This is a genomic window from Mangrovicoccus ximenensis (assembly GCF_003056725.1).
GTDB classification, from domain to species: Bacteria; Pseudomonadota; Alphaproteobacteria; order Rhodobacterales; family Rhodobacteraceae; genus Mangrovicoccus; species Mangrovicoccus ximenensis.
The window spans coordinates 512,095-536,105 of the sequence record NZ_QBKZ01000001.1 but is presented as its reverse complement, the minus strand read 5'-3'; the positions used below and the strand labels follow the sequence as shown (position 1 = coordinate 536,105).

Annotated in this window: 21 protein-coding genes and 3 pseudogenes; 9 read left to right on the top strand and 15 right to left on the bottom strand. The window is 67.7% G+C overall.

What is annotated here, in order from left to right; translation table 11 throughout:
- Positions 1–2: 2 nt before the first annotated feature.
- Entirely contained in the window at positions 3–629 is a 627-nt protein-coding gene (locus C7T91_RS03055) for a YjbF family lipoprotein (protein ID WP_161555718.1), read from the top strand.
- A 157-nt stretch (positions 630–786) separates the two neighbouring features.
- Positions 787–2,103: a polysaccharide biosynthesis/export family protein gene (locus tag C7T91_RS03050; protein ID WP_201741984.1), complete on the top strand. Its 1,317-nt coding sequence runs from the start codon at positions 787–789 to the stop codon at positions 2,101–2,103.
- A gap of 61 nt (positions 2,104–2,164) precedes the next feature.
- On the opposite strand, the gene C7T91_RS03045 is transcribed toward C7T91_RS03050, so the two are convergent.
- On the bottom strand, positions 2,165–3,328 hold the full coding sequence (locus C7T91_RS03045; protein ID WP_108257943.1) for a glycosyltransferase: 1,164 nt from the start codon (positions 3,326–3,328) through the stop codon (positions 2,165–2,167).
- Between the two features lie 216 nt (positions 3,329–3,544).
- Positions 3,545–4,615, bottom strand: coding sequence for a GDP-L-fucose synthase (fcl, locus tag C7T91_RS03040; RefSeq protein WP_330848800.1), 1,071 nt, complete (start codon positions 4,613–4,615; stop codon positions 3,545–3,547).
- A gap of 19 nt (positions 4,616–4,634) precedes the next feature.
- Here fcl and C7T91_RS03035 point away from each other — a divergent pair, with 19 nt between their 5' ends.
- Both C7T91_RS03035 and C7T91_RS03030 read left to right on the top strand, forming a co-directional pair.
- On the top strand, positions 4,635–5,255 hold the full coding sequence (locus C7T91_RS03035) for a hypothetical protein (protein ID WP_108257941.1): 621 nt from the start codon (positions 4,635–4,637) through the stop codon (positions 5,253–5,255).
- Positions 5,246–10,522, top strand: a complete 5,277-nt coding sequence (locus C7T91_RS03030) for a beta strand repeat-containing protein (RefSeq protein ID WP_108257940.1) — start codon at positions 5,246–5,248, stop codon at positions 10,520–10,522. The genes C7T91_RS03035 and C7T91_RS03030 overlap by 10 nt, the downstream gene beginning before the upstream one ends.
- Positions 10,523–10,543: 21 nt before the next feature.
- On the opposite strand, the pseudogene C7T91_RS31330 reads toward C7T91_RS03030, so the two are convergent.
- A pseudogene (locus tag C7T91_RS31330) lies at positions 10,544–10,908 on the bottom strand (IS5/IS1182 family transposase); the annotation flags it as partial.
- A gap of 361 nt (positions 10,909–11,269) precedes the next feature.
- On the bottom strand, positions 11,270–11,578 hold the full coding sequence (locus C7T91_RS32155) for an IS110 family transposase (RefSeq protein ID WP_161555717.1): 309 nt from the start codon (positions 11,576–11,578) through the stop codon (positions 11,270–11,272).
- A 17-nt stretch (positions 11,579–11,595) separates the two neighbouring features.
- Between C7T91_RS32155 and C7T91_RS39015 the strand changes: the two genes are divergently transcribed.
- Together C7T91_RS39015 and C7T91_RS03020 are read left to right on the top strand one after the other, a co-directional pair.
- On the top strand, positions 11,596–11,808 hold the full coding sequence (locus tag C7T91_RS39015; protein WP_161555716.1) for a transposase: 213 nt from the start codon (positions 11,596–11,598) through the stop codon (positions 11,806–11,808).
- Positions 11,809–12,496: 688 nt separating this feature from the next.
- Positions 12,497–12,781, top strand: coding sequence for a hypothetical protein (locus tag C7T91_RS03020; RefSeq protein ID WP_108257938.1), 285 nt, complete (start codon positions 12,497–12,499; stop codon positions 12,779–12,781).
- A gap of 53 nt (positions 12,782–12,834) precedes the next feature.
- Here the strand turns inward: C7T91_RS03020 and C7T91_RS03015 are convergent, their stop codons facing one another.
- Genes C7T91_RS03015 through C7T91_RS02990 form a run of 6 tightly spaced genes read right to left on the bottom strand, consistent with a single transcriptional unit; the run spans position 12,835 to position 16,579 of the window.
- Positions 12,835–13,269 carry a c-type cytochrome gene (locus C7T91_RS03015; RefSeq protein ID WP_108257937.1) on the bottom strand — a complete coding sequence of 145 codons (435 nt, stop codon included), beginning with the start codon at positions 13,267–13,269 and terminating at the stop codon, positions 12,835–12,837.
- 10 nt (positions 13,270–13,279) lie between these two features.
- Positions 13,280–13,726, bottom strand: a complete 447-nt coding sequence (locus C7T91_RS03010) for a c-type cytochrome (protein WP_108257936.1) — start codon at positions 13,724–13,726, stop codon at positions 13,280–13,282.
- Between the two features lie 5 nt (positions 13,727–13,731).
- Positions 13,732–14,256, bottom strand: coding sequence for a methylamine dehydrogenase light chain (locus C7T91_RS03005; protein WP_108257935.1), 525 nt, complete (start codon positions 14,254–14,256; stop codon positions 13,732–13,734).
- A 30-nt stretch (positions 14,257–14,286) separates the two neighbouring features.
- Positions 14,287–14,880, bottom strand: coding sequence for a redoxin domain-containing protein (locus C7T91_RS03000; RefSeq protein WP_108257934.1), 594 nt, complete (start codon positions 14,878–14,880; stop codon positions 14,287–14,289).
- A gap of 21 nt (positions 14,881–14,901) precedes the next feature.
- A complete protein-coding gene (locus C7T91_RS02995) occupies positions 14,902–15,429 on the bottom strand; it encodes a MauE/DoxX family redox-associated membrane protein (protein ID WP_108257933.1) in 528 nt (175 codons plus the stop codon).
- Position 15,430: 1 nt separating this feature from the next.
- Positions 15,431–16,579 carry an amine dehydrogenase large subunit gene (locus C7T91_RS02990; RefSeq protein WP_108257932.1) on the bottom strand — a complete coding sequence of 383 codons (1,149 nt, stop codon included), beginning with the start codon at positions 16,577–16,579 and terminating at the stop codon, positions 15,431–15,433.
- 205 nt (positions 16,580–16,784) lie between these two features.
- On the opposite strand from C7T91_RS02990, the gene C7T91_RS02985 reads away from it, so the two are divergent.
- On the top strand, positions 16,785–17,531 hold the full coding sequence (locus tag C7T91_RS02985) for a hypothetical protein (protein WP_108257931.1): 747 nt from the start codon (positions 16,785–16,787) through the stop codon (positions 17,529–17,531).
- Here C7T91_RS02985 and C7T91_RS02980 read toward each other — a convergent pair.
- From C7T91_RS02980 to C7T91_RS37710, 3 genes are read right to left on the bottom strand one after another with little or no spacing between them, the layout of a single operon-like run.
- Positions 17,446–18,429 carry a branched-chain amino acid ABC transporter permease gene (locus tag C7T91_RS02980; RefSeq protein ID WP_108257930.1) on the bottom strand — a complete coding sequence of 328 codons (984 nt, stop codon included), beginning with the start codon at positions 18,427–18,429 and terminating at the stop codon, positions 17,446–17,448. The two genes, C7T91_RS02985 and C7T91_RS02980, sit on opposite strands and share 86 nt — an antisense overlap.
- Positions 18,430–18,465: 36 nt before the next feature.
- On the bottom strand, positions 18,466–18,951 hold the full coding sequence (locus C7T91_RS37715) for an ABC transporter substrate-binding protein (RefSeq protein WP_161555715.1): 486 nt from the start codon (positions 18,949–18,951) through the stop codon (positions 18,466–18,468).
- Positions 18,855–19,655, bottom strand: coding sequence for an ABC transporter substrate-binding protein (locus tag C7T91_RS37710; RefSeq protein WP_108257928.1), 801 nt, complete (start codon positions 19,653–19,655; stop codon positions 18,855–18,857). Before C7T91_RS37710 ends, C7T91_RS37715 begins: the two co-directional genes overlap by 97 nt.
- A gap of 349 nt (positions 19,656–20,004) precedes the next feature.
- Here C7T91_RS37710 and C7T91_RS02965 point away from each other — a divergent pair, with 349 nt between their 5' ends.
- Together C7T91_RS02965 and C7T91_RS39010 are read left to right on the top strand one after the other, a co-directional pair.
- Positions 20,005–20,472, top strand: coding sequence for a hypothetical protein (locus C7T91_RS02965; RefSeq protein ID WP_108257927.1), 468 nt, complete (start codon positions 20,005–20,007; stop codon positions 20,470–20,472).
- Positions 20,469–20,903, top strand: a pseudogene (locus C7T91_RS39010) (DUF1028 domain-containing protein); the annotation flags it as partial. The gene C7T91_RS02965 and the pseudogene C7T91_RS39010, both read left to right, overlap by 4 nt.
- A gap of 34 nt (positions 20,904–20,937) precedes the next feature.
- Here C7T91_RS39010 and C7T91_RS02960 read toward each other — a convergent pair.
- Together C7T91_RS02960 and C7T91_RS34570 are read right to left on the bottom strand one after the other, a co-directional pair.
- Positions 20,938–23,469, bottom strand: a pseudogene (locus C7T91_RS02960) (efflux RND transporter permease subunit); the annotation flags it as partial.
- The gene (locus tag C7T91_RS34570; protein WP_236637941.1) at positions 23,466–23,987 is read right to left on the bottom strand and encodes a hypothetical protein; all 522 of its coding nucleotides are present in this window, start codon (positions 23,985–23,987) and stop codon (positions 23,466–23,468) included. The pseudogene C7T91_RS02960 and the gene C7T91_RS34570, both read right to left, overlap by 4 nt.
- Positions 23,988–24,011 lie beyond the last annotated feature (24 nt).

Below are 24,011 nucleotides of genomic sequence, written 5' to 3'. Positions count from 1 at the left end.
GCTTGCCCCTCCTTCTGCCGCTGCTCGGCGCGCTGCTGGCCGGAGCCTGCTCGATCCCCGATCCGGTTTCCGCAGTGTTCGGAGCGCGCGAGGAGCAAACCCCTTCGGAGCGTCGCTACGAAGGACTCGCCCAGGCCGGAGCCCCGGCGGTTCTGGCAGGGGTCGAGAACGAGGAGGACCGCTTCGCTGCCTTCCTGAAGGCCGAGGAGCGCAACGGGATCGGCAGCTGGGTATCGATCGACAATGTCAACCTGAGCCTCAGGAACGGCTTCCTGGTCGCGACGAGGGGGCTTGGCGGGGACATGATGTCTGCGGATGTCGGCGAGGTCCAGGCAGCCATCCTGTTCGATTTCCCGGGATACTATCCGCGCTTCCAGAGCTATCTTGACGGCGAGAACCAGGTCGTGATCCGCAGCTTCGTCTGCAAGGTCGCCTCGCGCGGCGCCCGCGAGGTCGATCTGGGTCCCTTTACAGCCCGGACGAGACTGATGGAGGAGGACTGCAAGTCCTCGGACCAGTCCTTCGTCAATCTTTACTGGGTGGATGACGGGACCGGCGAAGTCCGCCAGTCCCGCCAATGGGCCAGCCCCCGGCTGGGCCCGATCGCGATCCGGCAGATCCCGCGATGATTGCGCACAGTTTCCGATTTGCGCTTAGCTTGCCGCCCCTGCTTCAGGATACTGGAGGCCAGGTTCCCCCGCAGCCCGAGACAGAAGGTAGTTCCCCGTGCGTATCCTGTTAGCGTTCAGCTTGGCATTCACTCTTGGCGGCTGCGGCGCCATCTACATGAGCCCGTCGGTCCAGCGCGGCACGGACAGTTCCGGCACTGCGGTGCGCGTGCTGCCGGTGACAGCGGAGAACGTGCTTCTGGCGAACCGTTCAGCCTACCAGCCCAAGACGCTGCCGGCCGTGTTTTCGATGACTTCGGGCGGCCCTGCCGGAATGCGGGGCATGGAAGCCCTTCCCGATGCAGCCTTCTCACCGGAATCGCGCCCCGCCCAAATGGAAACCCGTGTGCCACCGCCCGCCGATCCCGGCCCCTACCGGATCGGCATCGGCGACGTTGTGCTGCTCGCCACGCCGCAGGCAGGCTCGACCGTTGAGGAACTCTCGGGCCTTCTGGCTGCGCAGACCCAGCGGCAGGGCTATACCGTGCAGGATGACGGTGCGATCGCCGTTCCCAATGTCGGCCGCATTCAGCTGTCCGGTCGGACATTCGAGGATGCCGAGGCCGAGATCTTCCAGCGCTTGGTAGAAAGCGGCATCGAGCCGACCTTCAGCCTTGAGATCGCCGAATTCAACTCGAAGAAGGTGACGATCGGCGGGGCCGTCGCGCAACCCGCCGTGGCGCCGATCACGCTGACACCGCTCTATCTCGATGAGGCCTTGGCGGCAGCGGGAGGCACGACCGTGGCCGACCGGACCTATGCGACGGTCCGGATCTACCGCGACGGTACGCTCTACCAGATCCCGCTCGACGAGCTCTATGCGCGGCGCGGCCTGCAGCGGATCCGGCTGGTTGATGGCGACAGCATCTTCGTCGATACCGAATACGCGCTCGACCAGGCTGCAGCCTATTTTCAGGAGCAGATCCAGCTGGCCGAATTCCGCCAGTCCTCTCGCCAAGCTGCGCTGACCGAGCTGACGACCGAGATCAACCTGCGGCGGAACGAGCTAACGGAAGCACGAGAGAATTTCCAGACTCGGACTGCGCTGGATGCTGTCGACCGCGACTATGTCTATCTTACCGGAGAATTGCGCAGGCAGGGACGAATCGCCCTGCCGTATGACCGACGGGCCTCGCTGGCAGACGCACTCTACGGCAATGACTTGGGCGGCGTGCCGACATCTACCGCCAATGTAGCACAGATCTACGTGCTGCGCGGCTCCGCGGATCCGCAGGCCATGGGCGCCGTCACCGCTTGGCAGCTTAACGGACGCAATGCCGCAAACGTGGTCCTGGCCACGAAATTCGAATTGCGCCCCGATGACATCATCTTCGTCGCGGAGCAGCCGGTGACGCGCTGGAACCGTGTGGTTGACCAGATTGTACCTTCGCTACTCACCTATGGCGGAAATACAGCGACCTCTATCGCGCAATAGAGACGAAGCGAGAGCCAGTCCGGCGGCACAAGTCGATCGCCGGACTGGCTCGAGTTTTCAGTCAGCCAGCAGCAGCGGCGCCCAAGACTTCAGCGAGATCCCGTCCCGCGGCATCGATGCGGAAGTTCCTATCATAGACCATCCGCGCTGCTTCACGCATTCCGCCCCTCTGGTTTTCAGGCAGAGTAAACCAGCTGCGTAGAACGGCTCGGATGCCATCGATAGTGTCCTCGGCAACGAAGCCTGCCTGACCATTTTCCACTTCGCGCCAAGTATTGACCTTCCGGGTCGTCAGGACCGGTGTGCCGACGGACAGGGCCTCTGCGACCACGATCCCGAAATTCTCTTGGTGCGACGGAAGGACGAAGGCCTCGGCATTCCTGAAGGCACCGTATTTGGCTTCCCCTTTCAGCATGCCGGGCCAATGGATGCGACCACCGATCCCGAGCGCATCCGCCTGAGTACGAAGCGTATCTCCCAGCCCATGGGCATCGGGACCCGCCATCACCAGTTGGAGATCGGGCGGTGCGGTGGCAACTTCCTTGGCGAAAGCCTCGATCAGCAGATCACAACCCTTTTTCTGGTGAATGCGGCTCAGGTAGAGCAGATAGGGCCTGCCTTGGAGGCCGGGAACGGCAGTCTCGAGGGCCTTTGTCTGCATCTCTGTCCCACTGGGAAATTCAGGAGCCCCGTAAGCGACGGTCTGGGAGCGGAACGGATGGCCCTTGAAGACTCCCTGGGCGAGCTGCATCTCTTCTTCCGTGGTGAACAGAACTCGGTGGGCATCCGCCAAGATCGGCCCTTGGAGCGCCGACCAAGCAACCTGCTTCAGGAGATGCTTGGCCGGATATTGCTCCCGAAACCACGGATCAAGCATGCCGTGCGTAAAGACGACATAGGGGAGCTTCGCACTGCGCGCAGCGCGACCTCCCAAGATGACTCCCCAGTTCCACAGGCCATGCACTACCGCGGCATCGAAACGGTTCCGTTCCTTCTTAAGCCAGCACTCCATGGCCGGTGTATAGGCCTTGATCCCGGTCCTGCCTGTGCCGCATGCGTGGATCGGAAGAGGAAACTCCCGCAGATAGGGGGCACCAGGAGCATCCAAGGACAGGACCTCAGTATGGTGTCCGGCGGCAGCCATGACTTCCGCGCTGCGCAGCAGACCTTCAATCGGCCCACCTGAATTCAGGTTGGTATTCGCAATGATCCTCAGGACTCTCATGGGTTCCACACTCGTTACTTGCCCGGCCAGTCAGCATTTCGGCAGATGATCATGCGGGAACAGGCAGCCGGGATCCTGTGGCCCGCACCGCCTATGTCTCGGCATGGCCCTAGCCGCTCCGGTGCTCCAGACGCCCGGGACTAACGGATGTCCCTGCCAGCATAAGGCATGCCTTCGGCACATACCGCCTCACGAAAGCGGGCCGGATGGCAGAGCCTAGCCCACCTTCCTTTCCCCTGCGACAATACCCTTGAAGGTCTCGTATGTTTCCCGGATCCCGTCTTCCAAGCTACGCGCATTGTTCCAGCCCATCCCATGCAGGCGCGAGCTATCCATCAACTTCCTGGGCGTGCCGTCCGGCTTGGAGCTGTCGAAAACCAACTCGGCATCATATCCGACAACCCGAGCGATGGTTTCTGCAAGCTCGCGGATGCTAACCTCGACGCCTGAGCCGACATTGACGTGCTCGTAGCCAGAATACTCCTTCAGCAGGAAAACCAGTGCATCGGCAAGATCGTCGCAATGCAGGAATTCGCGCAGCGGAGTTCCCGAGCCCCAGACCTCGACAGAGCTGACCCCGGCTTCCTTGGCCTCGTGGAACTTGCGCAGAAGCGCCGGAAGCACATGCGAGCTCGTCAGGTCATAGTTGTCGCCCGGACCGTAGAGATTGGTGGGCATAGCGGAGATCCAGTCGCGGCCATGCTGCTTGCGGTAGGCTTGGCAAAGCTTGATTCCGGCAATTTTGGCGATGGCATACCATTCGTTGGTCGGCTCCAGCGGCCCGGTCAGCAGGCTATCCTCCGGGATCGGCTGGGGCGCCATCTTCGGGTAGATGCAGGACGACCCCAAGAAGAGGAAACGCTCAACGTCATTCTCATGCGCAGCCTCGACGATATTGGTCTCGATCTGCAGGTTGTTCAGCAGGAAATCGACCGGACGGGTGTTGTTCGCAAGAATGCCGCCCACCTTGGCAGCCGCCATGACAATGGCATCGGGCTTCACTTCAGCCATCCAGTCCCGGACCTGGGCCTGCTGGGTCAGGTCAACGGCATCGCGGCCGGCGGTAATGACCTCGCATCCCTCCTGCGCAAGACGGCGGACAACGGCGCCGCCCACCATGCCGCGATGCCCGGCGACCCAGATTCTTTTTCCGTTCAGATCGTAACTCGGCGAGGGCGGCACGCAGAGCGGCGGCTCGGGCAGCTCCGGCAGCGATGCGGGCGCGGGCTCGGCCATCGTCAACATCTTCCTCAACGACACCCGTGCCACGATCGGCAGCGGCGCCACCGTCGAGGCGTCCGAGGACGTGTCCGTCCTGGCCGCCTCGGACCTCACCCTGCTCGACTTCGCCGGCACGCTCGCGCTGTCGCAGGAGGCGTCGGGCGTCGGCATCGGGCTTGACGTCACGGTGCATACCGGCACGACCGAGGCGCTGGTTGCCGGCTCGGATGCGATGGGCGCTCCGACCACGGTCACGGCAGGCTCGGGTTCGATCCGTGTCGAGGCCGATGCCGCCGAGGAATTCTTCCAGCTCACCGCCAATATCGGCGCGGGCGACAGCACCTCGGGAGCCGGCTCGCTCAATGTGCTGGTCAACATCACCGACACCAACGCGGTGGTTGCGGGCGATCTCGAAGCCGAAGATCCGTCCTATGTCACGATGAATGCCGGGAATTCCCTGGTGATCGCGGCGGACAGCAACACCGATATCGAGAGCTATGCCGGCACGGCGGGCGTGTCGCTGAGCGGCTCCTCGGTGGGGATCTCCGTCGGCGTGGTGGTCGATCTGGATGCACAACGGCCATCGTCGGCGAGGGCGCCTCGATCGAAGCGCGCGGCATCGGCACGGCGGTCGCGATCAATTCCGGCGAGTTCACCGACGACGAGGGCACGCAGGCGGCGGAGACGGCGAATGGCGTGGTGCTGACCGCGACCAGCTTCGACGACGTCAAGCTCCTGGCGATCGCGGCCTCGGCCTCGCTCGGCTCGGACAGCAGCGGCAGCGAGGAGGGCGGCGGCGGCTCCAGCTCTTCGGGCGGCGGTTCGAATGTCGGCATCGCCGGGTCTGTCGGCGTGGCGGTGATGACCGGCGAGACCAAGGCGGTGCTGGCCGAGGGGGTCGATGTCAACGCGCAGACCGCGCCGCTTCCGGCGGGGGCGGGCGGCATCACCGTGATCGGCTCGGACGAAACCAATCTCGACCAGACCATCGGCGGGCTGTCCTTCGTGCTCGGTTCGGGCGGCGGCATCACCGGCTCGGTCTCGGTCAGCGTGATCGACCAGGCCACCTGGGCGCGGGCGCTCGGGCAGAACGTGCTGAACGCGCGCGACGGCGGCATCCGCTTCGACGCGCACCAGAAGACCGCGGTGAACACCGATCCCGAGAGCTTCACCGTCGCTGTTGCCGGGGTGATCGACACCGGCAGTTCGCAGGACAACAACAACAGCTCCAGCATCGCCTTTGCCGGGGTCGGCGCGGTGGTGGTGAATGTCGTCACCAATGACACCCAGGCCACGATCGGCGCGGGCAGCACGGTGAACACGACCGGCGGTTTCGTGCTGGCGGCCCAGGACGAGTCTGTCCTGGTGGCAGATGCGGGCGGCGCGGCGCTGGCCTTCACCGCCAGCGACGGCAGCAATGCCGGAAGCTTCGGCGCCTCGGTCGCGGTCAATGACCTGACCCAGACGATCCGGGCGACGGCGACCGACACGCCGGTGACGGCGGCGGATGTCTCGGTCACGGCGATGAACGATGCCGAGATCGACACGCTGACCATCGCGGGCTCCTTCGCGGGCGGCACCAACGGCTCGGCCTTCGCCGGGGCCGGCGCCGGCTCCGGCAACTACATCAACGCCACCACCGAAGCGCGGATCGCCAATCCCTCCGGCACGCAGGCCGTGACGGTCACCGGCGGCGGGGTGGAGATCCTGGCCTCCGACAACAGCGAGATCACGGCCGATGCCGGGTCCGGGGCACTCGGCGTCTCGGCGGATTCGAGCGCGCTCGGGGCCGTGACGGCCGGCGCCTCGGCGGCGGAGAACAAGATCACCCGCGCGACGACGGCGGCGCTGCAGGGGGCGCATGTCTCCTCCGACGGCGGCACCGGCGCCATCTCGGGCGGGGTCACCGTCTCCGCGGCCACGACCAGCAGCATCGACGCCTTCACGCTCGGCATCGCCGGGTCCCTGTCTACCGGCGGCGACCTGGCCTTCGGCGCCGCGGGCTCCGGCTCGGGCAACTACGTCACCGGCACGGTCGACGCGCTGATCAATCCGAGCACGATCTACGCCGCGGGCGCGGTCAGCGTCTCGGCCAGCGATGAAACCATGATCGAGGCGATCGCGGGCTCCGTGGCTGTCTCGCTCAATGTCGGCAGCGGCGACGGCGCCAAGGTCGGCGTCGGGCTCGGCGTCTCGGTCACGGTCAACGAGATCGAGGTCGATACCGAGGCCAGCCTGACCTCCACCACGGTGGAGGCGGCAAGCCTCGATGTGACCGCTTCCACCGCTTCGGTGATCGACTCGCTGGCCTTCGGCATCGCCCTTGCGGTCACCCAAAGCTCGGATTCCGCGATCAGCGTCGCCGCCACCGGGGCTGCGGCGGACAACCTGGTCGCCAATTCCGCGATTGCCGTGATCGAGGACACCGCAGATTCCGGCGCCACGGTCACGGTGTCGGGCGACGTGACGCTCGATGCCTCGGATTCCACCGTGATCACCGCAGATGCGATCGCGGCCTCGCTGAGCCTGTCGATCAGCTCGGACAGCACTTCGGTGTCGGGCGACCTGGGCGTCGCGGTGACGCTGAACGACATTTCGAACACGGTCCGTGCGGCGATCAACGACATCGCGGTGACCAGCACCGCGGGCGCGGTGACGCTCGATGCGGCCACGACCTCGTCGATCTCGACGACGGCGACCTCCGCCTCGATCGGGATTTCCAGCTCTTCGAACGGCACGGCGGCGAATTTCTCGGCCGATATCTCGCTGGCCTTCAACGACATCCAGAATGTCGTCGAGGCGGTGATCGAGGGCGGCGCCGTGGTGACGGCGGATGACGAGGTGGCGCTGACGGCGACCGACGATTCCTCGGTCACGGCGGTGGTCACGGCGGCCAGCATCAGTGCCGCGGTCAGCGGCTCGGGCAGCGCCGGCGGGCTGTCGATCACGGCGACGAATGCGAAGAACGAAATCGACAGCGACCTGCGCGCAGTGGTCGACGGGTCCGAGGTCCATGGCGCTTCGCTTGAGACCACGGCGGAGTCGAATGCCTCGGTCGATGTGGTGGCGACCTCTGCGTCCATCGCGGTGACGATCAGCGGCTCCTATTCGCTCTCGGGGACCGGCACCGGCGCCGGGGCGCAGAACAGCATCGGCGGAGACGGCGGCAACACGATCACCGCCGGCCTGATCAACGGCGCCTCGGCGGATGTCGACGGGGCGGTGACCATCCAGGCCGACAACAATTCCGATATCGACGCGACCGTGACGGCGGCCTCGGCCTCTGTCTCAGGCAGCAGCGACGGCTCGATCGCGCTGACGGTCACCGTCGCGACCGCCGACAACGTGATTGCCACCGACACTTCGGCGCTCGTCGAGAACAGCAGCGTGCTGGGCGGCGGCCTGCTCGACATGGATGCGAATTCCTCGGGCACGATCGACGTGACCGGCACCGCCGCGACGCTGAGCGTGACCGCCAGCAGCGGCAACATCTCGGTCGGCGTTTCGGTGACCGTGGCCGTGGTGCAGAACACCGTGAACGGCTCGGTCGAGTCGGTGGTCCGCAACAGCACCGTCTCGGGCACCTCGGATGTCGAGATCACTGCGGTGAATGACACGGTGATCCATGCGACCTCGGGATCGGTCGCGGTCGGCGTCACCGTCGCCTCGGGCTCGATCGCCTTCGGCGCGGACCTGACCGCCGCGGCGGCGACCAACGAGATCGGCACCGACACGACCTCGGGCATCATTTCCTCCGACGTGACGACGCCGGGCCATATCGATATCGACGTGACCTCCTCGGTCGAGGCCACGGCCATCGCCTATGCCGCCAGCGTCAGCGTCGGCGCCTCGGGCGATGTCTCGGGCACGATCGCTGGTGCCGGGGCGGGCGCGACCAACACCCATAGCGGGATCTCGCGCGCGGTCATCGAGGATTCGCCCGAGGTTCTGGTGATGGGCGTCCCCGAGGGCGGGGTCAGCGCGGGCGGGGCGGTCGATATCGACGCCGCCGACACGACGACGCTGGAGTCGACCGTGGTCGCGGCCACGGTGGCGGTGTCGCTGGGCAGCTCGGCGAGCTTCGCCATCGGCGTGTCGATCATCGTCGCGATCAATGATTTCGACGCCGAGACCGAGGCGGGGATCTTCGGCTCGACGGTCAGCGGCTCCAGCATCGACGTGACGGCCGACGGCAATGCCTCGATCACCGCCACCGGGGTGGCGGCGAGCGTTTCGGCCAGCAGCGGCGACATCTCCTTCGCGGGCGCAGGCTCGGGCGCCGGGGCCGACAACGACCTCGACAACCGCGTGGCGGCCCTGATCGAGGACAGCGACGCGACCAGCGGCAGCGGCGTGACCGTCCATGCCGAGGACAGCTCCTCGATCACCTCCACCGTGGTGGCGGCGGCCGTCGGGCTGGCGATCAGCCAGGGCGGATCGGCCTCGATCGCCGCGGCCATCGCCGTCTCGGTCAGCCTCAACGAGATCGACACCGAGCTGCAGGCCGGGATCATCGGCAGCAATGTCGATGCGGGCGGCGCGGTCAGCGTCGATGCGCTGAACGACACCACGATCAATGCCAATGCGGTCGCCGTGTCGATTTCCGCGGCCGGCGGCGGCGAGATCGCGGTCGGCCTGACCGGGTCGGGCTCGGATGTCGACAACGTGCTGAACAACACGGTCGAGGCGACGATTTCCGGCTCGGAGATCGTCAATGCCGGCGCGGTCACCGTGATCGCCGACAATGAGGCGCAGATCGACACGACGGCCGTCTCGGCCTCGGCCTCGCTGACCTTCGGCAACACCGCGGCGATTTCCATCGCGATTTCGGCGGTCACCGCCGATCTCGACATGCAGACCGCGACCTCGGCGAACATCACCGACTCGGAGATCACCGATCCGGGCGCGGTCACCGTCCAGGCCTGGAACGACACCGACATCCAGACCGATGCGGTCGCGGCCAGCCTGTCGGCCTCGGCCTCTTCGGGCTCCTTCGCGCTCGGCGTCACCGCGGCGGTGGTCGCGACCAATGCCGTTGCCGGCGGGTCCACCGAAGCCGTGATCGACGGTTCGACCCTGACCGAGGCGGATTCCGTCACCGTCGAGGCGCGCGACATCAGCGAGATCGACACGACCTATGTCTCGGCCGCGCTGACGGTCTCGGCCTCCTCCAGCGTCGCCGTCGGCGTCGCCATCGCCGCAGGCACAGCAACCACCGCGGTGACCCAGACGGTCCTGGCCTCGATCTCGGATTCGGTGATCGACAGCTCGGTCAACGGCACTGCCGATGTCATCGTCAACGCGCAGAATTTCGAGGGCAGCGACCGGGCGCGCGTCACCACGCTGGGCGTCTCCGCGGCGCTCTCGGTCTCCGCCAGCAGCGATTTCGCGCTGAGCGGCGCGGGGGCAGGCGCCGAAGTGAATGTCAGCATGGACAACACGATCCAGGCCGATGTCAGCGGCGGCAGCGATCTGGATGTCCGGTCGCTGTCTGTCACCGCCACCGACAAGGCGGAGCTGAGCACCACCACCGTCGCCGCCGCCGCCAGCGTCGCGGCCAGCGGCACGGCGGCGGTTTCGCTGACCGGTGCGGTGGCGATCACCACCGCCGCCTATGACAGCTCGGTGCGTGCGGTGATCTCGGCCTCGCAGATCGACCTGACCGGCGCCGGCCTGACGACGATCTCGGCCCGCGGCGATGCCGATGTGGTGACCACCTCGGTCGGCGCGGCGATCGCGGCCCGCCTGCGCTCCGCCCGCCTCGCCGGAAAGCCCGGCGACGGCCCGCTCCCGGACTGGGAGCGGGCGGCAAGGCCGGAGGCGACATCGACCGGCCGCCGTCCGACCAGCGCCTGGAGCCTGGGCGGCTTCACGCTGCACCTGAATTTGCTGTCGGACATCGCCTTGCGCCGTGGATCGGCAGGGCATGGGGATAGTGACGGCATCGTTGCAGCCGCCGCGGGCTGGACGTGATGCCTCTTTCCCGAGTTGAGGTCAGCCCACATGTCGGATCTCGGCGGTGCCCGCAGCGCCGAAGCTGTTCAAGACAGAGCGGCACGCGTCCTCGGCCGAGCACAGCGGTGAATGGCGCGGATGTGGATCTCGGCGGTCTGGCGATCGGGATCTTTGATGCGATCTGCTCGCCGAAGGACTTGAGGCTTCTCATCCCAGCCTCGATCCTGCTCCGGACATGGTCGCCGGACCACTTCTTCCAGATCGCCCGTACGTGGCGCCGGGGCGCCCGCAGGATGCCATTTCGGGCCAAGGCGGAAGGCCAGTCCTTTTCGAGAGACGGCCGTTCTCACGAATGGGACGACCGCCATGCCTCCGCGCGACCGGATCGCCGAATGGCGCTGCCTTTTGTCGCAGGTGGCGCCAGCGGTGCCCGGAATTGCCCATCGCGGCGCAATCGGTCCGAGCCCGATGGACGACGGCGCATCCGCTGGCAACTCGGCGGTGACGGTGGCGATCTCCTGATCCGGGCCGATCTGCTTCAGGAGTTCCGGCAGCATCCCTCGCCGGTTCGCCCGGACCGGTGGCGCTCACCGGCTCGACATCGCCGACATTGCCGGAGGCGACCTCGACCGCCCGGATCTCCAACCGTCGTCGGGGAAACGGTCCACCGGACCGTTTCCCGATCCTCCTCCATCTCGTCTATGCCGAGGTGGCGCTTGCACCATGAGCGGGCCGCGCCACCGGTCCGAGCGGCACCCCGGGAAATTACACCTCGTTGACGGACGCTATCTTGTTTTCCTTGTGCGCGGATGGGTGGGGCCCGCCGAAATCCCTATTTGGCTGTCGAACCCGGGGGCGCTGTGGAAACTTGCCCGGGAGCGCCGTCTCGAAGGCCCGGTGATACGTGCCGGTGGGCTCGAAGACGATGCGCGCCACCGGTGCCTTGCCCAGCCATCGGATCAGGGCCCGGAAACCGCGGGACGTGTTCCCGAACTGCTTCGCCGCGCTATCCTCAAGGCGGAAGGCATCGAGACGGGATTTCGAGATATCGATGCCGATGGCATGATCCGTCATCTTCGCCAGACCTATCCTTGACCTCGCCCGCGGCTCCCGGACTGGGAGTTGCAGTACTTCCAGAGAGAGGGACCCCACATGAGCAGAAGCCCCGCCGCAGTTTCACCGCCGAATTCAAGGAGCAGGCTGTTGCCCGACTTTCCGAGCCCGGCGCCACGCAGACCAGCGTCGCCCGGGAACTCGGCGTGACGCGCTCGCAGCTGAAAGGCTGGCGGCTGCAGCGGCTGTAGCGGCGGCCGAGGCGATCCGCAGGCAGCAGGCCGAGGTCGCGGGAATCGCCGTCTCAGGGAAGAGGCGGAAGGTGATGCGGAAGGCTTCGTCGCCGGTCTTGTCACCCGGAGTTGCCCATCGCGGCGCCATCGGTCCGAGCCCGATGGGCGACGGCGTGACCTGACCGGCGTCGCGCAGTGGGCGGCGGAGCCGTGAAGGACAAGCGCGTCGTCATCGCTGCACACGGGCCCCTTCGCTCGGGCGGATCGCGCTCGGGGGCGCCGTGACGGGTGCTCTCTGTTAGCCGAGCTGGTTCCAATTCTGGCGCACCGCCGCCCCGGAAAGGGCAGCGCGGCAGGCCGCGCGGGACGGTCTTCTTCCTGGGCTGCGGGCGATCTTCGGGGCCAGCCGCAGGCGCTGCGGCGCGGCGCGCCGTCGCCATTGATGCCCCGCCGCCCATCGGGCTCGGACCGATGGCGCCGCGATGGGCAACTCCGAGACGGATGGCGAACGCGGCGATGGAGATCGCCGGGAGGGCAGAGGGTCGATGTCCGGGCGGCTCAAGAGCAGCCTGGCCGTCGACGCGATGCGGATGGTGCCGCAGAACTACCGGCCGGCCCGGGGCTGATCTGCCGCTCCGACCGCGGAGTTCAATGCGCCAGCGGCAATTTCCGGCGGCTTCCCTATGCCTGGACGGCCGTCGCCTCGATGAGCCGCAACGGCAACTGCTTGGAATTCAAGCTGGACTGCGCCAGCGGACCGGATAATCCGGGGGACCCTGCGAAGGCGCAGACCGCGCCGATGGAGAGGGTCCTCGGATCGCTCAGGTCCGCGCCGGTGCACCGCGCCAGGTTCCGGTCGCGCCGCGTGGCCAAGGCGGAGTTGTTCGAATGCATTGCCATCTTCTGCAATCGCCGCCGCCTCTCGACCATGGGACACCGCACGCCCGAGCAGGCAAGGATCGACATGACCGCCAAGATGGCCGCAGAGTGAATGCCGCTCCGGTCCGGGAACCGGGGGAAGGTCAAAGGTGCCGAAGGCCCGGCTCAGGGCCAGGGGTACTCGGCGATGTAGATGCCTTCGGCGGCCAGCGTATCGGCGACGCTGCGGCGCTCGTCGACGACATCGGCGACGGGAACGGCGCGGCGGCGGATAACTTCGGCTTCGGTGAAGGGCGTGCTGCTGCCGTCGCCCCATTCCTCGAGCACGTAGTTCATCACCTGCGCGATCTGGGCATTGTCGAGCGAGGCGCCGGTGACGCCCGGGACGTGCATCATGTAGGTGCGCCCGGCGTCCAGGTTGGCGATCGCGCTCACCGAGTCGGGGAAGGCGGGCACGCCGCCCTCGACCGTGCCTTCGCCGGTCATGCCGTGGCAGCCGGCACAGCGCAGGATGTAGTCGCTGCGCGCCTTGCTGTCGGCGGCCAGCACCGGCGCGGCCGGGAGGGCGAGGATCAGGAGGGGGGCAAGGCAGCGCAGCATGGCAGTCTCCTCATTCGCCTTCGGGGCGCATCGCCCGCAGATCGGCATGGGACGGGCGCGTTTCGCGGGCGCCCGCGATGTCGGCCTCCGTGGCCGCGGCCTCCAGCCCGCCGAGGTCCTGCAGCACGTAGCTCGCGGCCGCGGCCAGGTCGGCATCGTCATAGCCCGCAACGGGGGGCATGATCAGCCCGATATAGCTCTGGCCCGCAGCCTCGATCTTGCCCGCCAGCCCGGAGACCAGCACGCCCGAGACATAGGGAACGGCCTGATTGCCGAGAGCGGACCAGAAGCCCGGACGGTTCAGCGCAGGGGCGAGCCCCGGATTGCCGATCCCGCCCTCGTTGTGGCAGGCGGCGCAGGCGGCGGAGAAGATCTCCGCGCCGTCGGCGGCCAGCGCGGGCAGGGCGGCGGCGGAGAGGAGGCAGCCCGCGAGGGCTGCCTTCAGCTTGGTGGTCATCCGGGTCACTCCGCCAGGCCGACGACGACCGACACGGTGCAGTGATAGCCCTTGTCGGTATTGGCCATGCACCAGTTGATGTCGTTGTAGAGGCCCATGCGGTAGCCGGGGCGCTCGCCTTCGGAGGTGTAGCAGAAGGTTGCCGAAGACACGGTCGGCTTGCCGCAGCAGTCGTTGTAGCTGACCAGGTAGTCCTTGCCGTCCTCGGGATTGGTGCAGGTGCCGACCCAGGACACTGCCGAGGCCGAGGAGCCGGGCGGGCAGGAGGTCAGCGAGCCGCCCGAAGCGGAGCAGAGATTGCCGTCGAGCGCGCAGTGGCGCCAGTAGCTGCACTCGTCCGCATCGGCGGCGCCGGCGGCCGAGGCGCGGCGGTCGAAGGGCAGGATCGGCGTGGCGGCGGCGGCGCCGACCATGGCCATCCCGGCCTTGGACAGGAAGCTGCGGCGGCCGACATTGCGGGCCGAGCCGCGCGCGGTCTTCTCGACGGCCTTGTCGAGGCTGCCGAGCAGGTGGTCGAAGAACTTGGGCATGTTGGGGATCCTTTCTGTCTGGAATCCGGATCAGGCAGTGACGGGGGCGGACATCGCCGCCTGGAGCGAGGGGATGCCGGTCTCGGAGGCGGTGAACAGGCTCTCGAGCTGCTCGCGCGAGTTCACCAGCCCCTTGGCCAGCACCGTGCCATGCGGGCCGATCAGCACCGCGAAGGGCAGCTTGGTGACCTTGAAGGCCATGCCGAGCTCGGAGCTGAGCACATAGGGGAAGCTGCCGAGGTCTTCGGCCTCGATCAGCCGCCGGTGCGCCGCCTCGCGCCCGTCGGAGGCCAGCACCACGTCGAGCCAGCGCGATTCGTCATCGCGGATGGAGCGGATCGCGGGCAGGAGCGCCTTGCAGATCGGGCAGGTGGTGGAGAGGAAGAACACGAGCTGTGCCCGGCCTTCGCCGCCGCCGAGCGGCAGGCTCGCGCCATTGAGGTTGGGCAGGGTGAGCGCCGGGACCGGCGCCCCGATTTCGGGACCGTTGTCCGAGATCATCGCGCCGACCGGCGAGACGCGCTCGAACAGGATGCCGATCTGGCGGGCCAGGGCGAAGACCACCCCGATCAGGACCAGCACGACGACCCAGAGGGCGATGTTCATGAACATCAGGAGTTCCATGGTCTTGGTTCCTTCTTCCGGTCAGGCGGTCCGCCGGATGTTGGGGAGATGCGAGGCCAGCTTTTCCGCGACGCCGAAGACGGCGAAGAGGGTCAGGCCGGCCGCGAGGCTGGCGAGGGCGCCCGCCACCCCCACCGGACCGGCGGGGATCAGGGCGATGCCGAGGGCGAGGACCGCGAGGAGCGCGTTGCGCCCCAGCGTCAGCCCCGAGACGATCTGCGGGGCGCCGCCGCAGCCGCAGTCGATCTCGCTGCGGCCCTGCCGCAGGGCGAGGACCATCAGCAAGCCGTAGCCGCCGAACAGCCCTGCCGCCATCAGCCCGCCGAAGCCGCGGGTCTGGGGCAGGAACATCAGCGCGATCGCCAGGATCTCCGCCGCGGTCAGCGCCCGCACCAGCGGATAGGTCCAGGCCGCCGGGACCAGACCGTAGCCCTGGGCGAAGCCGACCGTCTCGTGATAGGCGGCCAGCTTGTGCCAGGCGGCCCGCGCCAGGACGAGCACCGTGAAACCCGTCACCGTCGCCGAGGCGTAGGGGACAAGCGCCTCCATCTTACCGGTCCAGCTTCAGGAGCGTGACGAAGCCGGCGGCGGTCTCGAACTCTTCGGCCATGCTCAGGGACACCTCGTCGCCCATCGCCACGTCGTAGCGGACGACGTTGCCTTCCTCGGTCGCGCCGTAGAGCACCGGCTCCTCGGTCTGGGTCACGGCAAGGCCGTTCTCGTGATGCGCGGGCGAGCGGCCGGTGACCGTGCGGGTCTCCATGTCGACCGACCAGATCTCGGTGGCGGCATCCTTGTGCGAGCCGTCATAGGCGCCCGAATGCATCAGAACGAAGGCAGTGTTCGTGGGCGCGTTGTAGGCGATCAGTTCCGAGCCCGACGGCGCCCAGTTGCCCAGCACGCCTTCGGTCAGCGCCGCGGTTCCGGTCAGCACCGGAGCCTCGCCCGAGTCGTCGACGAAATAGAGGTTGCCGTTGAACGAAACGAAGACCAGCTCGCTGCCGATCCGCACGCCGTTGGTGAACAGCGCGTCCTCGTCGACGTCGAAGATCTTTTCCGACTTGGCCGGGTCGCCGAAGCTGCCATCGGCGGCGAAGCTGTAGCTGGCCAGCGTGCCGTCGCCGCAGATCGTGGTGAACTTCATCCCTTCGACGGCCGGGAAGGCGCCCCAGCAGCCCGGGGTCGGGATCTCGGCCAGCTCCGCGCCGGCGCCCAGGTCGACCACGGTGATCGAGGTGGCGGGCGTCGCGTTCTGCGCCAGCAGATAGCCTTCGTCCGCGGTCAGCGCCAGCAGCGCGTTCTGCGATTCCACATGGGCCAGCCGGTTCGAGATTTCGAATTCGCGGCGCACCGACAGGGTCTGCACGTCCCATTCATGCATCACCGCGGTGACCGGCCCGTAGGTATAGCGCTCCATGTAGACCGAAGTCGTGTAGAGCGTGCTGCCATCGGCCGACAGCACCATCTGCGCGGTGGTGCCCGGGCCCATGTTGCCCTTCATCGCGAAGTCTTCGGCGCCCAGCACGTTGACCTTGCTCGGGCCGGCCCAGGCCTGGTCCATCACGAAGACATTCGGGCCTTCGGAGATGGTTTCCTCGATGGTCAGCGTCTCGGGAACGAAGTCCGCGGCGCTGTCCTGGGCCAGGGCCGGGCCTGCGGCCACGGCAGAGGCCAGCGTGACGGCATAGGTTGCTTTCATGGATCAGTCTCCTCAACGGGGTCTCGGCCCGGCTTAGCCGCGCCGCTATCCTGCCCGCTATCCGCGCCCGGCCGGAAAATGTGCTTAAAAAATTTGCAAATGACGAAAATGAGGCCACGTTGCCGTGAGGGTCCTCTGGTGCCTGCCGATTAATGTCTAATCATATCCTTGGACCGCCATATGGGGCGGAAAGGGGAACATCTTCATGGACATGCAGCAATCTGCGGGCCCGGCCCGCGGGGCGGTGCGCTTGTCGCGCCGGATCACCAAGAGCTTTCTCGAGCACGAGCATGCCCTCGACGGCTGGGAGCAGACCTACCGGCAGCTCTCGGCGGGGCGGTTCGAGGGCCGGGTCGAGAGCCTGGCTCTCGGCGGCATGAGCCTGCAGCGCGAGCGGGTCGAGGCCAGCGTCGAGAACGAGTTCCGCGTGCCGGGCGACACGGTCGTCGTGGGGTTCAACCTGCCGGGGTCGAAGATGTTCAACACCGATCTGGGACCGCTGGCGCCCTGGGAGCCGCTGATGTTCAGCGCGGGGCGCGATCACCGGGCCTATGCGGAGGGCGGCTTCGATGCGCTGATCGTCGGCCTGCCGCGCGACCGGATGCCCGAAGGGCTGCGCGGCACCGCGCGGCTGGCGGATGACCCGCAGGCGCAGACCGCGAAATGGCTGCTGTCGCTTCTGGGCAGCGTGGAGTCCGGCCATGCCAGCGACAGCCTGCTGCAGATGGCGCCGGACCTGGTGGCGGATGCCTTGTCCTTCTGGGGTGACATGGCGGCGGCGCCGGAGCTGTCGGCACGGCGCAGCATGGCGCTGTTCGACGAGATGCTGGCGGCGGCGGATGCGGCGCTGCCCGAGGCGGTGTCGGTCACCGGCCTGTCGGAGATCCTCGGCCGTCCCCGCGCGGAAGCGGCTGGCCGCCCTGGCCCATCAGGATGCTGGTCGAGGGCATGACGCCCGAGGCGCCGCGCGAGCCGCCGAGCGCGTCGAGCCGCCGGTCGCCCAGGAGCCCCTGCGGCCGGAAGGTGACGATCAGGAGCAGGAGGCCGAAGGCTACCATGTCGCGGAAGCCCTCGCCGACATAGCCGACCGCCAGCGCCTCGAACATGCCGAGCAGAAGCCCGCCGACCACCGCGCCGGGAATGCTGGAGAGCCCGCCGAGCAGCGCCGCGGCGAAGCCCTTCAGGCCGAAGGGTATGCCCATTTGCGGATAGACCGTCTGGTAGTACATCGCCACCATGATGCCTGCGACCGCGGCGAGCGCGGCGCCGAGACCGAAGGCCAGGAGCCGCAGCCGCTCGGTGCGCACGCCCATCTGGCGCACCGCGTCCATGTCCTGCGACATGGCGCGCAGCGCCCGGCCGTGCCAGCTGCGGGTCAGGAACAGCCATAGCCCGCCCATCGCCGCCAGCGACACGCCGAGGATCGCCGCGTCCATGCCGGTGACATAGGCCGCGCCGATCCGCAGGCTGTATTGCGACAGCGGGCTGGGGAAGGGATGGGCCTCGGGCGACCAGACGATCTCGGCCGCCTGGTCGAGCATAAAGGTGATCGCCAGGGTCGACAGCAGCGGCGCGATGAAGGGCGCGTTCTCGAGCGGGCGCAGCGCGACCCGCTCGATCAGCATGCCGAGCCCGGTGGTCGCGACGACCGAGAGTGCGGCGGCCAGCACCAGCGGCAGGCCGATCATGGTGCCGGTATAGGCCAGGAAGGCCCCGAGCATCAGGAGCGAGCCCTGCGCGAAGTTGATCAGGTTGGTGACGCCGAAGATCAGCGCGAAGCCGATTGCGACGAGGGCGTAGACATTGCCGATCACCAGCCCGTTCAGGATCTGGCTGAAGAGTTCTATCATGGGGGGATCCCTGCTGGATGGCCGCCGCGGCGGAGGTCAGTCGAAGGGCACGTAGCCGCCGTCGCGCACCACGATGTAGTTGATCTCGCGCGGGCCGAGATCGCCGCTGCCCTCGTATTTCAGCGCGCCGCTGACGCCGTTGATCGGCGGCGCGTCGGCGATCCGGTCGCGGATGCCCTGCCGGGTCAGCGGCTCGCCCGCTTCGAGGAGCGCATCCATCGCGCTGGTGACGATCAGCATCGCGTCCCAGGTGAAGGCGGAATAGTAGTTCGGCTCCTTGTCGAAGGCGGCGCTGTAGGCGGCGGTGAAGTCCTGCGCGGCGGGAGCGCTGGCCAGGAAGGGCGTGGGCATGACGACGCCCTCGGCGGCGCCCCCGGCCAGCTCTATGAACTTGGGATCGTTCAGCGTGTCGGTGGCGGCGACCTTCAGCTCCGGATCTGCCTGGCGCAGCTGCTGCATGAAGAGGGCGGATTCGGCGTAATGGCTGACCAGGAAGACGCCGTCGGGTTCGGCGGCGAGCACCTTGGTGACCAGCGGNCGGCGTAATGGCTGACCAGGAAGACGCCGTCGGGTGCGGCGGCGAGCACCTTGGTGACCAGCGGGCGGAAGGCGCGGGTCTCGGGGATCATCGCCTCGGACAGCACCACCTCGGCGCCGCGTTCCTCGAGCCTTTCGGTCATCATCTCGTTGGTGATCATGCCCCAGTCGTCGCGGAAATAGACGATGGCGATCCTGGTCATCCCCATCTTGTCCATCAGCATCACGGTCTGCGGTTCGACCTGCGCGGCATGGGTGGGGGTGGTGCGGAACTGGTAGGGGCTGATCTTGACATAGTCGGGATGGCCGGCGGTCGGGGCGACCTGGGCCAGCTGCGCCTCGGCGAGGATCGGGCCCGCCGCCATCGACTCGGTCGAGGTCTGGCCGCCGATCACCGCCAGCACGCTGTCGTCCGAGGCGAATTTCTGGGCGATGTTGGCCGCCTCGCGCGGGTTGCCGCGGCTGTCCTCGACCATCAGTTCCAGCGGGCGGCCGCCGATGCCGCCATCGGCATTGACCCCTTCCGCGAAGAGCGAGGCGGCCTCGCGGAACCGCGCGCCGAGGGCGGAGCGCTCGCCCGACATCGGGCCGAAGACGCCGATCACCACCGGATCGTCGGACTGGGCCTGCAGGGCGGTGCCGAAACCGGCCGCGAGAAAGGCGGCGGCGAGAAGGACGGGTCTCTTCATGGGGGTCTCCTAGGCTGTTGGGGGCGAGGTCTGGCGCCTCATGTAAAAAGTTTAGGAATTAAATCTGGTGCAGCTCAAAACGAAAAATGCGCAATCGCGACGCAAGTCTTGCCGCTCCGGCAAGAGGTGCCGAAAAACCGGGCAGAATTTACAGATTTCTTGCAGAATGTGCCGGTAAAGTAGCCATTAAATCGAGAAAAGGCCGATTCTTCTGGTTCCGACGACAGAGGCGCTGCCGCGATTGGGTCCGGGGCCAGGGCCATTGAAACGGCCTTGAAGTTTAGCGGTGGGTTTTCACCTACTAAACAAATCGCTTGCGCGGGGGCGCTGAATCGGCTCAAGTCGCGGCATGACGAAAGCGCGCAAATCCCCGGGATCGGCTGGCCGGTCCTTCGAACTTTTCGACGAACAGATGCCGGTGCGGCGCTACAAGCTGCTCCTGCAGACCTTCCTCAAGCGGCGCGGACCGGGCGCGCGGCAGGCGATTGCCGAGGGGCTCGGGCATACCCGCAGCTTCGTCACCCAGATCACCAGCCCGGCCTATGACATGGCGATCCCGGCGGCGCAGGCGCGGGCGATCGTGCGGATCGCCGAGCTGACCCCGGAAGAGGAGCGGGTGTTCCTCGAAGCCTACCTGGCGGCGCATCCCGAGCGGGCGCCGGATCTCTATGCCCAGACCCATGGCGGGCTGGCGATCGCGGTGCCCGACCTGCAGGACCCGGCGGCGCAGGCGCGGATGGAGGCACTGATCCGCAAGCTGGCCGAGGACGTGATCGAGAGCTTCCTCGGCGCGCGGCAGAGGGAGAAGGGCGCATGAACATCGATCTCGCGCACAAGGGCACGATGCTGTCGGTGCTGGCCTGCGATCCGGCGACCGGAACGCTGGGGATAGCGCTGGCCTCGAGCTCGATCGCGATCGGCTCGCGCTGTCCGCATCTGGAGACCGGCCGCGCCGTGCTGGCCAGCCAGGGCTTCACCAATCTCAAGGTCGGACCGCTGGCGCTGGACCTGATCCGCTGCGGCCTGAGCAGCGAGGAGGTGCTGGAGGCGCTGCGCCAGCATGACCGCTGGCTCGACTACCGCCAGATCGGGATCATCCGCGCCGACGGCCAGGCGGCGGCCCATACCGGCAGCATGGCGCGCGGCTGGGCGGGGCATCTCGAAGCGGAGAACATGCTGTGCCTCGGCAACGGCCTGCCCGGCGAAGGCGCCGCGCTGGACCTTGCCGCCGCCGTCTGGACCGGTTCCACGGGCGAGCCGATGGACGAACGCCTGCTGCCGGCCCCGACCGCCGGTCAAGCGCGCGGCGCTGGCTGGCCGCCGCCTGGGACAGGTCCTGGCCGATCGCCAGCAGTGCCGGAACCAGCATCAGCACCAGCACCATGCCGAAACCCAGCCCGTAGACCAGCGTGATCACCGTCGGCTTGAGGAACTCCGCCGCGCGCGAGCTTTCATACATCAGCGGCGCCAGCCCCAGCACCGTGGTCAGCGTGGTCAAGAGCACCGGGCGCAGCCGCTCGGCGGTGCCGTCGAGGATCGCGGGCACCAGCCCGCGCGCCCGCGCCCGCTCGTCGATCGAGGAGATCAGCACGATGGAATCGTTGATGATGATCCCGGTCATGCCGATCAGCCCGATCACCGAGAACATCGAGACCGGCATGTCCCACAGCCGGTGCCCCCAGAAGACGCCGACCAGCCCGAAGGGGATGATCGCCATGATCACCAGGGGCCGCGTCCAGCTGGCGAAGATCCAGGCCAGCACCAGGTAGATGCCGAGCAGGCAGAGCACGAAGCCGGTCTCGGCATCGGCAAGGAAGCGCGCCTCGTCCTCGGCCATGCCGGCAAAGCGGTAGTTCACCTGCTGCGCCTCGGCGAAGCCGGGCAGCACCGCGTCGCGCAGCTCGGCCTCGACCACCGAAGCCCGCGCCGGGTCGTCATCCGACAGGTTGCCGGTCACCGACAGCACCGCCAGCCCGTCCTCGCGCCGGATCGTGCCGAAGCCGCCCTCGCGCGTCACCGTCACCAGATCGGTCAGCGGCACGTATTGCCCCGAGCCCGCGCGCAGCATCATCGACTCGAGGAAATCCGCCGCGCGCTCGCCCTCGGGCAGCTCGACCCGGATCGCGCCGGTGCGCAGCCCGGCCGGATAGGTCGCCGCCTCGATGCCGTTCAGCCGGTTGCGCAGCACCTGGCCGAGCTCCTCGGTGGTGAAGCCCAGGGCCCTCCCCTTCGAGGTCAGGTCCAGCACGTACTGGTCCTTGTCGAAGGGCAGGTTGTCCTGGACGGAGCTGATCTCGGGATATTGCGCGAGCCGCGCCTTCAGCGCCTCGGCGGCGAATTTCAGCTGCCGCAGATCGGCGCCGGAGAGCTGGATATCGAGGTTGTCGTCTCCGCCGCCATAGCGCCAGGAGCGGAAGCTGAGCGTCTCGGTCAAGGGCAGCTGGCGCGCCTCCTCCTGCAGCCGCGCCACGAAGACCGAGGCATCGAAGGGCCGCGCGTCGCGGTCGACCAGCTCGATCGCGACCGAGCCCAGCAGGTCGGCATCGGTGTTCTCCACCCCCTGCAGCCCGCGCCCGGTATTGCCGCCCACTTCGGTCAGCACATAGGTCACCGGGTTGACGCCGGTCTCCGCCTCCAGATCGCGGCCGACCTTCTCGACCGCGCGCTGCAGCTCGCGCATCTGCGCGACGGTGTCCGCGCGCGTCGCCAGCGGCATCATCGCGAAATTGCCGTCGACCGAGGCCTGTTCCGGCGGCGAGAAGAACCGCCACCTGAGATCGCCCGAGATCAGCGGCACGACCTGCGTCGCCAGGAGCAGCAGCGCGCCCGACACCACCAGGTAGCGCGCCCGCAGCACCAGCGCGACGAAGCGGCGGAAGGCACCGTCGCGCAGCCGGCCGAAACCCTTGTTCACCCAATGCGAGGGCAGGTCGTACCAGGGCACGCGCCCGCCCGCCGAGGCCGAAAGCGCATGCGCCATGTGGCTCGGCAGGATCAGGAAGCACTCGGCAAGGGAAGCCAGGAGCACGGCAATCACGGTGAAGGGGATGTCGCCGATCAGCTCGCCGAAGCGGCCGCCGATCGCGGTCAGGCCGAAGAAGGCGATCAGCGTGGTCAGCGTCGCCGACAGGACCGGCAGGAACATCCGCCGCGCCGCCCGTTCCGCCGAGCCATAGGGCCCTTCGCCGAGCTGGCGGTAGCGGTAATCGGCATGCTCGCCCACCACGATGGCATCGTCGACCACGATGCCGAGCGTGATGATCAGCCCGAAAAGCGACATCATGTTGAGCGTCAGCCCGCCCGCCCACATCAGCCCCAGCGCGGTCAGCATCGACACCGGAATGCCCGCCGCCACCCACAAGGCGGTGCGCGCGTTGAGGAACAGGAACAGCAGCACCAGCACCAGCGCCAGCCCCTGCAGGCCGTTCGAGACCAGGATCTCCAGCCGCTGGGTGATCTGCTCGGCGCGGGTGCGGATCAGGTCGATTTCCATCTCCGGCGGCAGCCCGGCCTTCATCTCGGCGGCGGCCTCCTCGACCTGGCGCTGGATGGCGATGGCATCGCCCTGCGGCGAGCGGTCGACCCGGATCGAGATCGCCGGATGGTCCCCGGCGAAATAGCTGCGGTTGCGGTCGGGGCCTTCCTGCAGCACCGTCGCCACGTCGCCCACGGTCAGCGCCGAGCCGTCATCGAGGATCTTGATCGGCACCTCCGCCACCTGATCCGCGGCACGCCGCTCGGTGCCGGTGCGGACCCGGGCATTGGCGCCGGTGACATCGCCCGCGGGCGTGGTCGCCGCCGCCGCGCCGATCACGCAACGGCGCGCAGTTCCCGGATCCGGAAGGCCGAACTTGCGCTCAGCGCCTCCTCTCCCAGCCTCGCATGGCCGAAAGCCGCGTCGATCGCATTCGGCGCCACGCCCGCGGTGACCAGATGGCTGCGCAGCAAATGCCGCGCAGCGTTGTCCTGGACCGGCAGCACCGTGGCCCGGTGCTTCAGGATCGCCGCGTGATCGGGCTCGACAACCTGCCCTGTCCCGTCGAGGAAGAAGAAGAGCGGCGGCGGGGACCCGCCGGACCGCTCCTTGAGAAGCGGCGCAAGACGGTCCCGCACCAAGCCGGGACAGAGCGGCGAAAGCACCTCCGCAAGCGCCCCCAGATGCGCCTCCCAGTGCCCGAGCTGCGCAACCGCTGCGGGCGGAAGCGCCACCATGCGCGAGGAGGGACCGCCGCGGGTCGCCTTGTCGGAGATCCACATCATGGCCGTGGGCAGGTCGTAGTCCCCTGCCCTCTCGAAGGGCGCGCCGACCGGCCGGTGCCCGGTGGCAAACATCAGGAGTTCCAGCGTGTAGGTCGC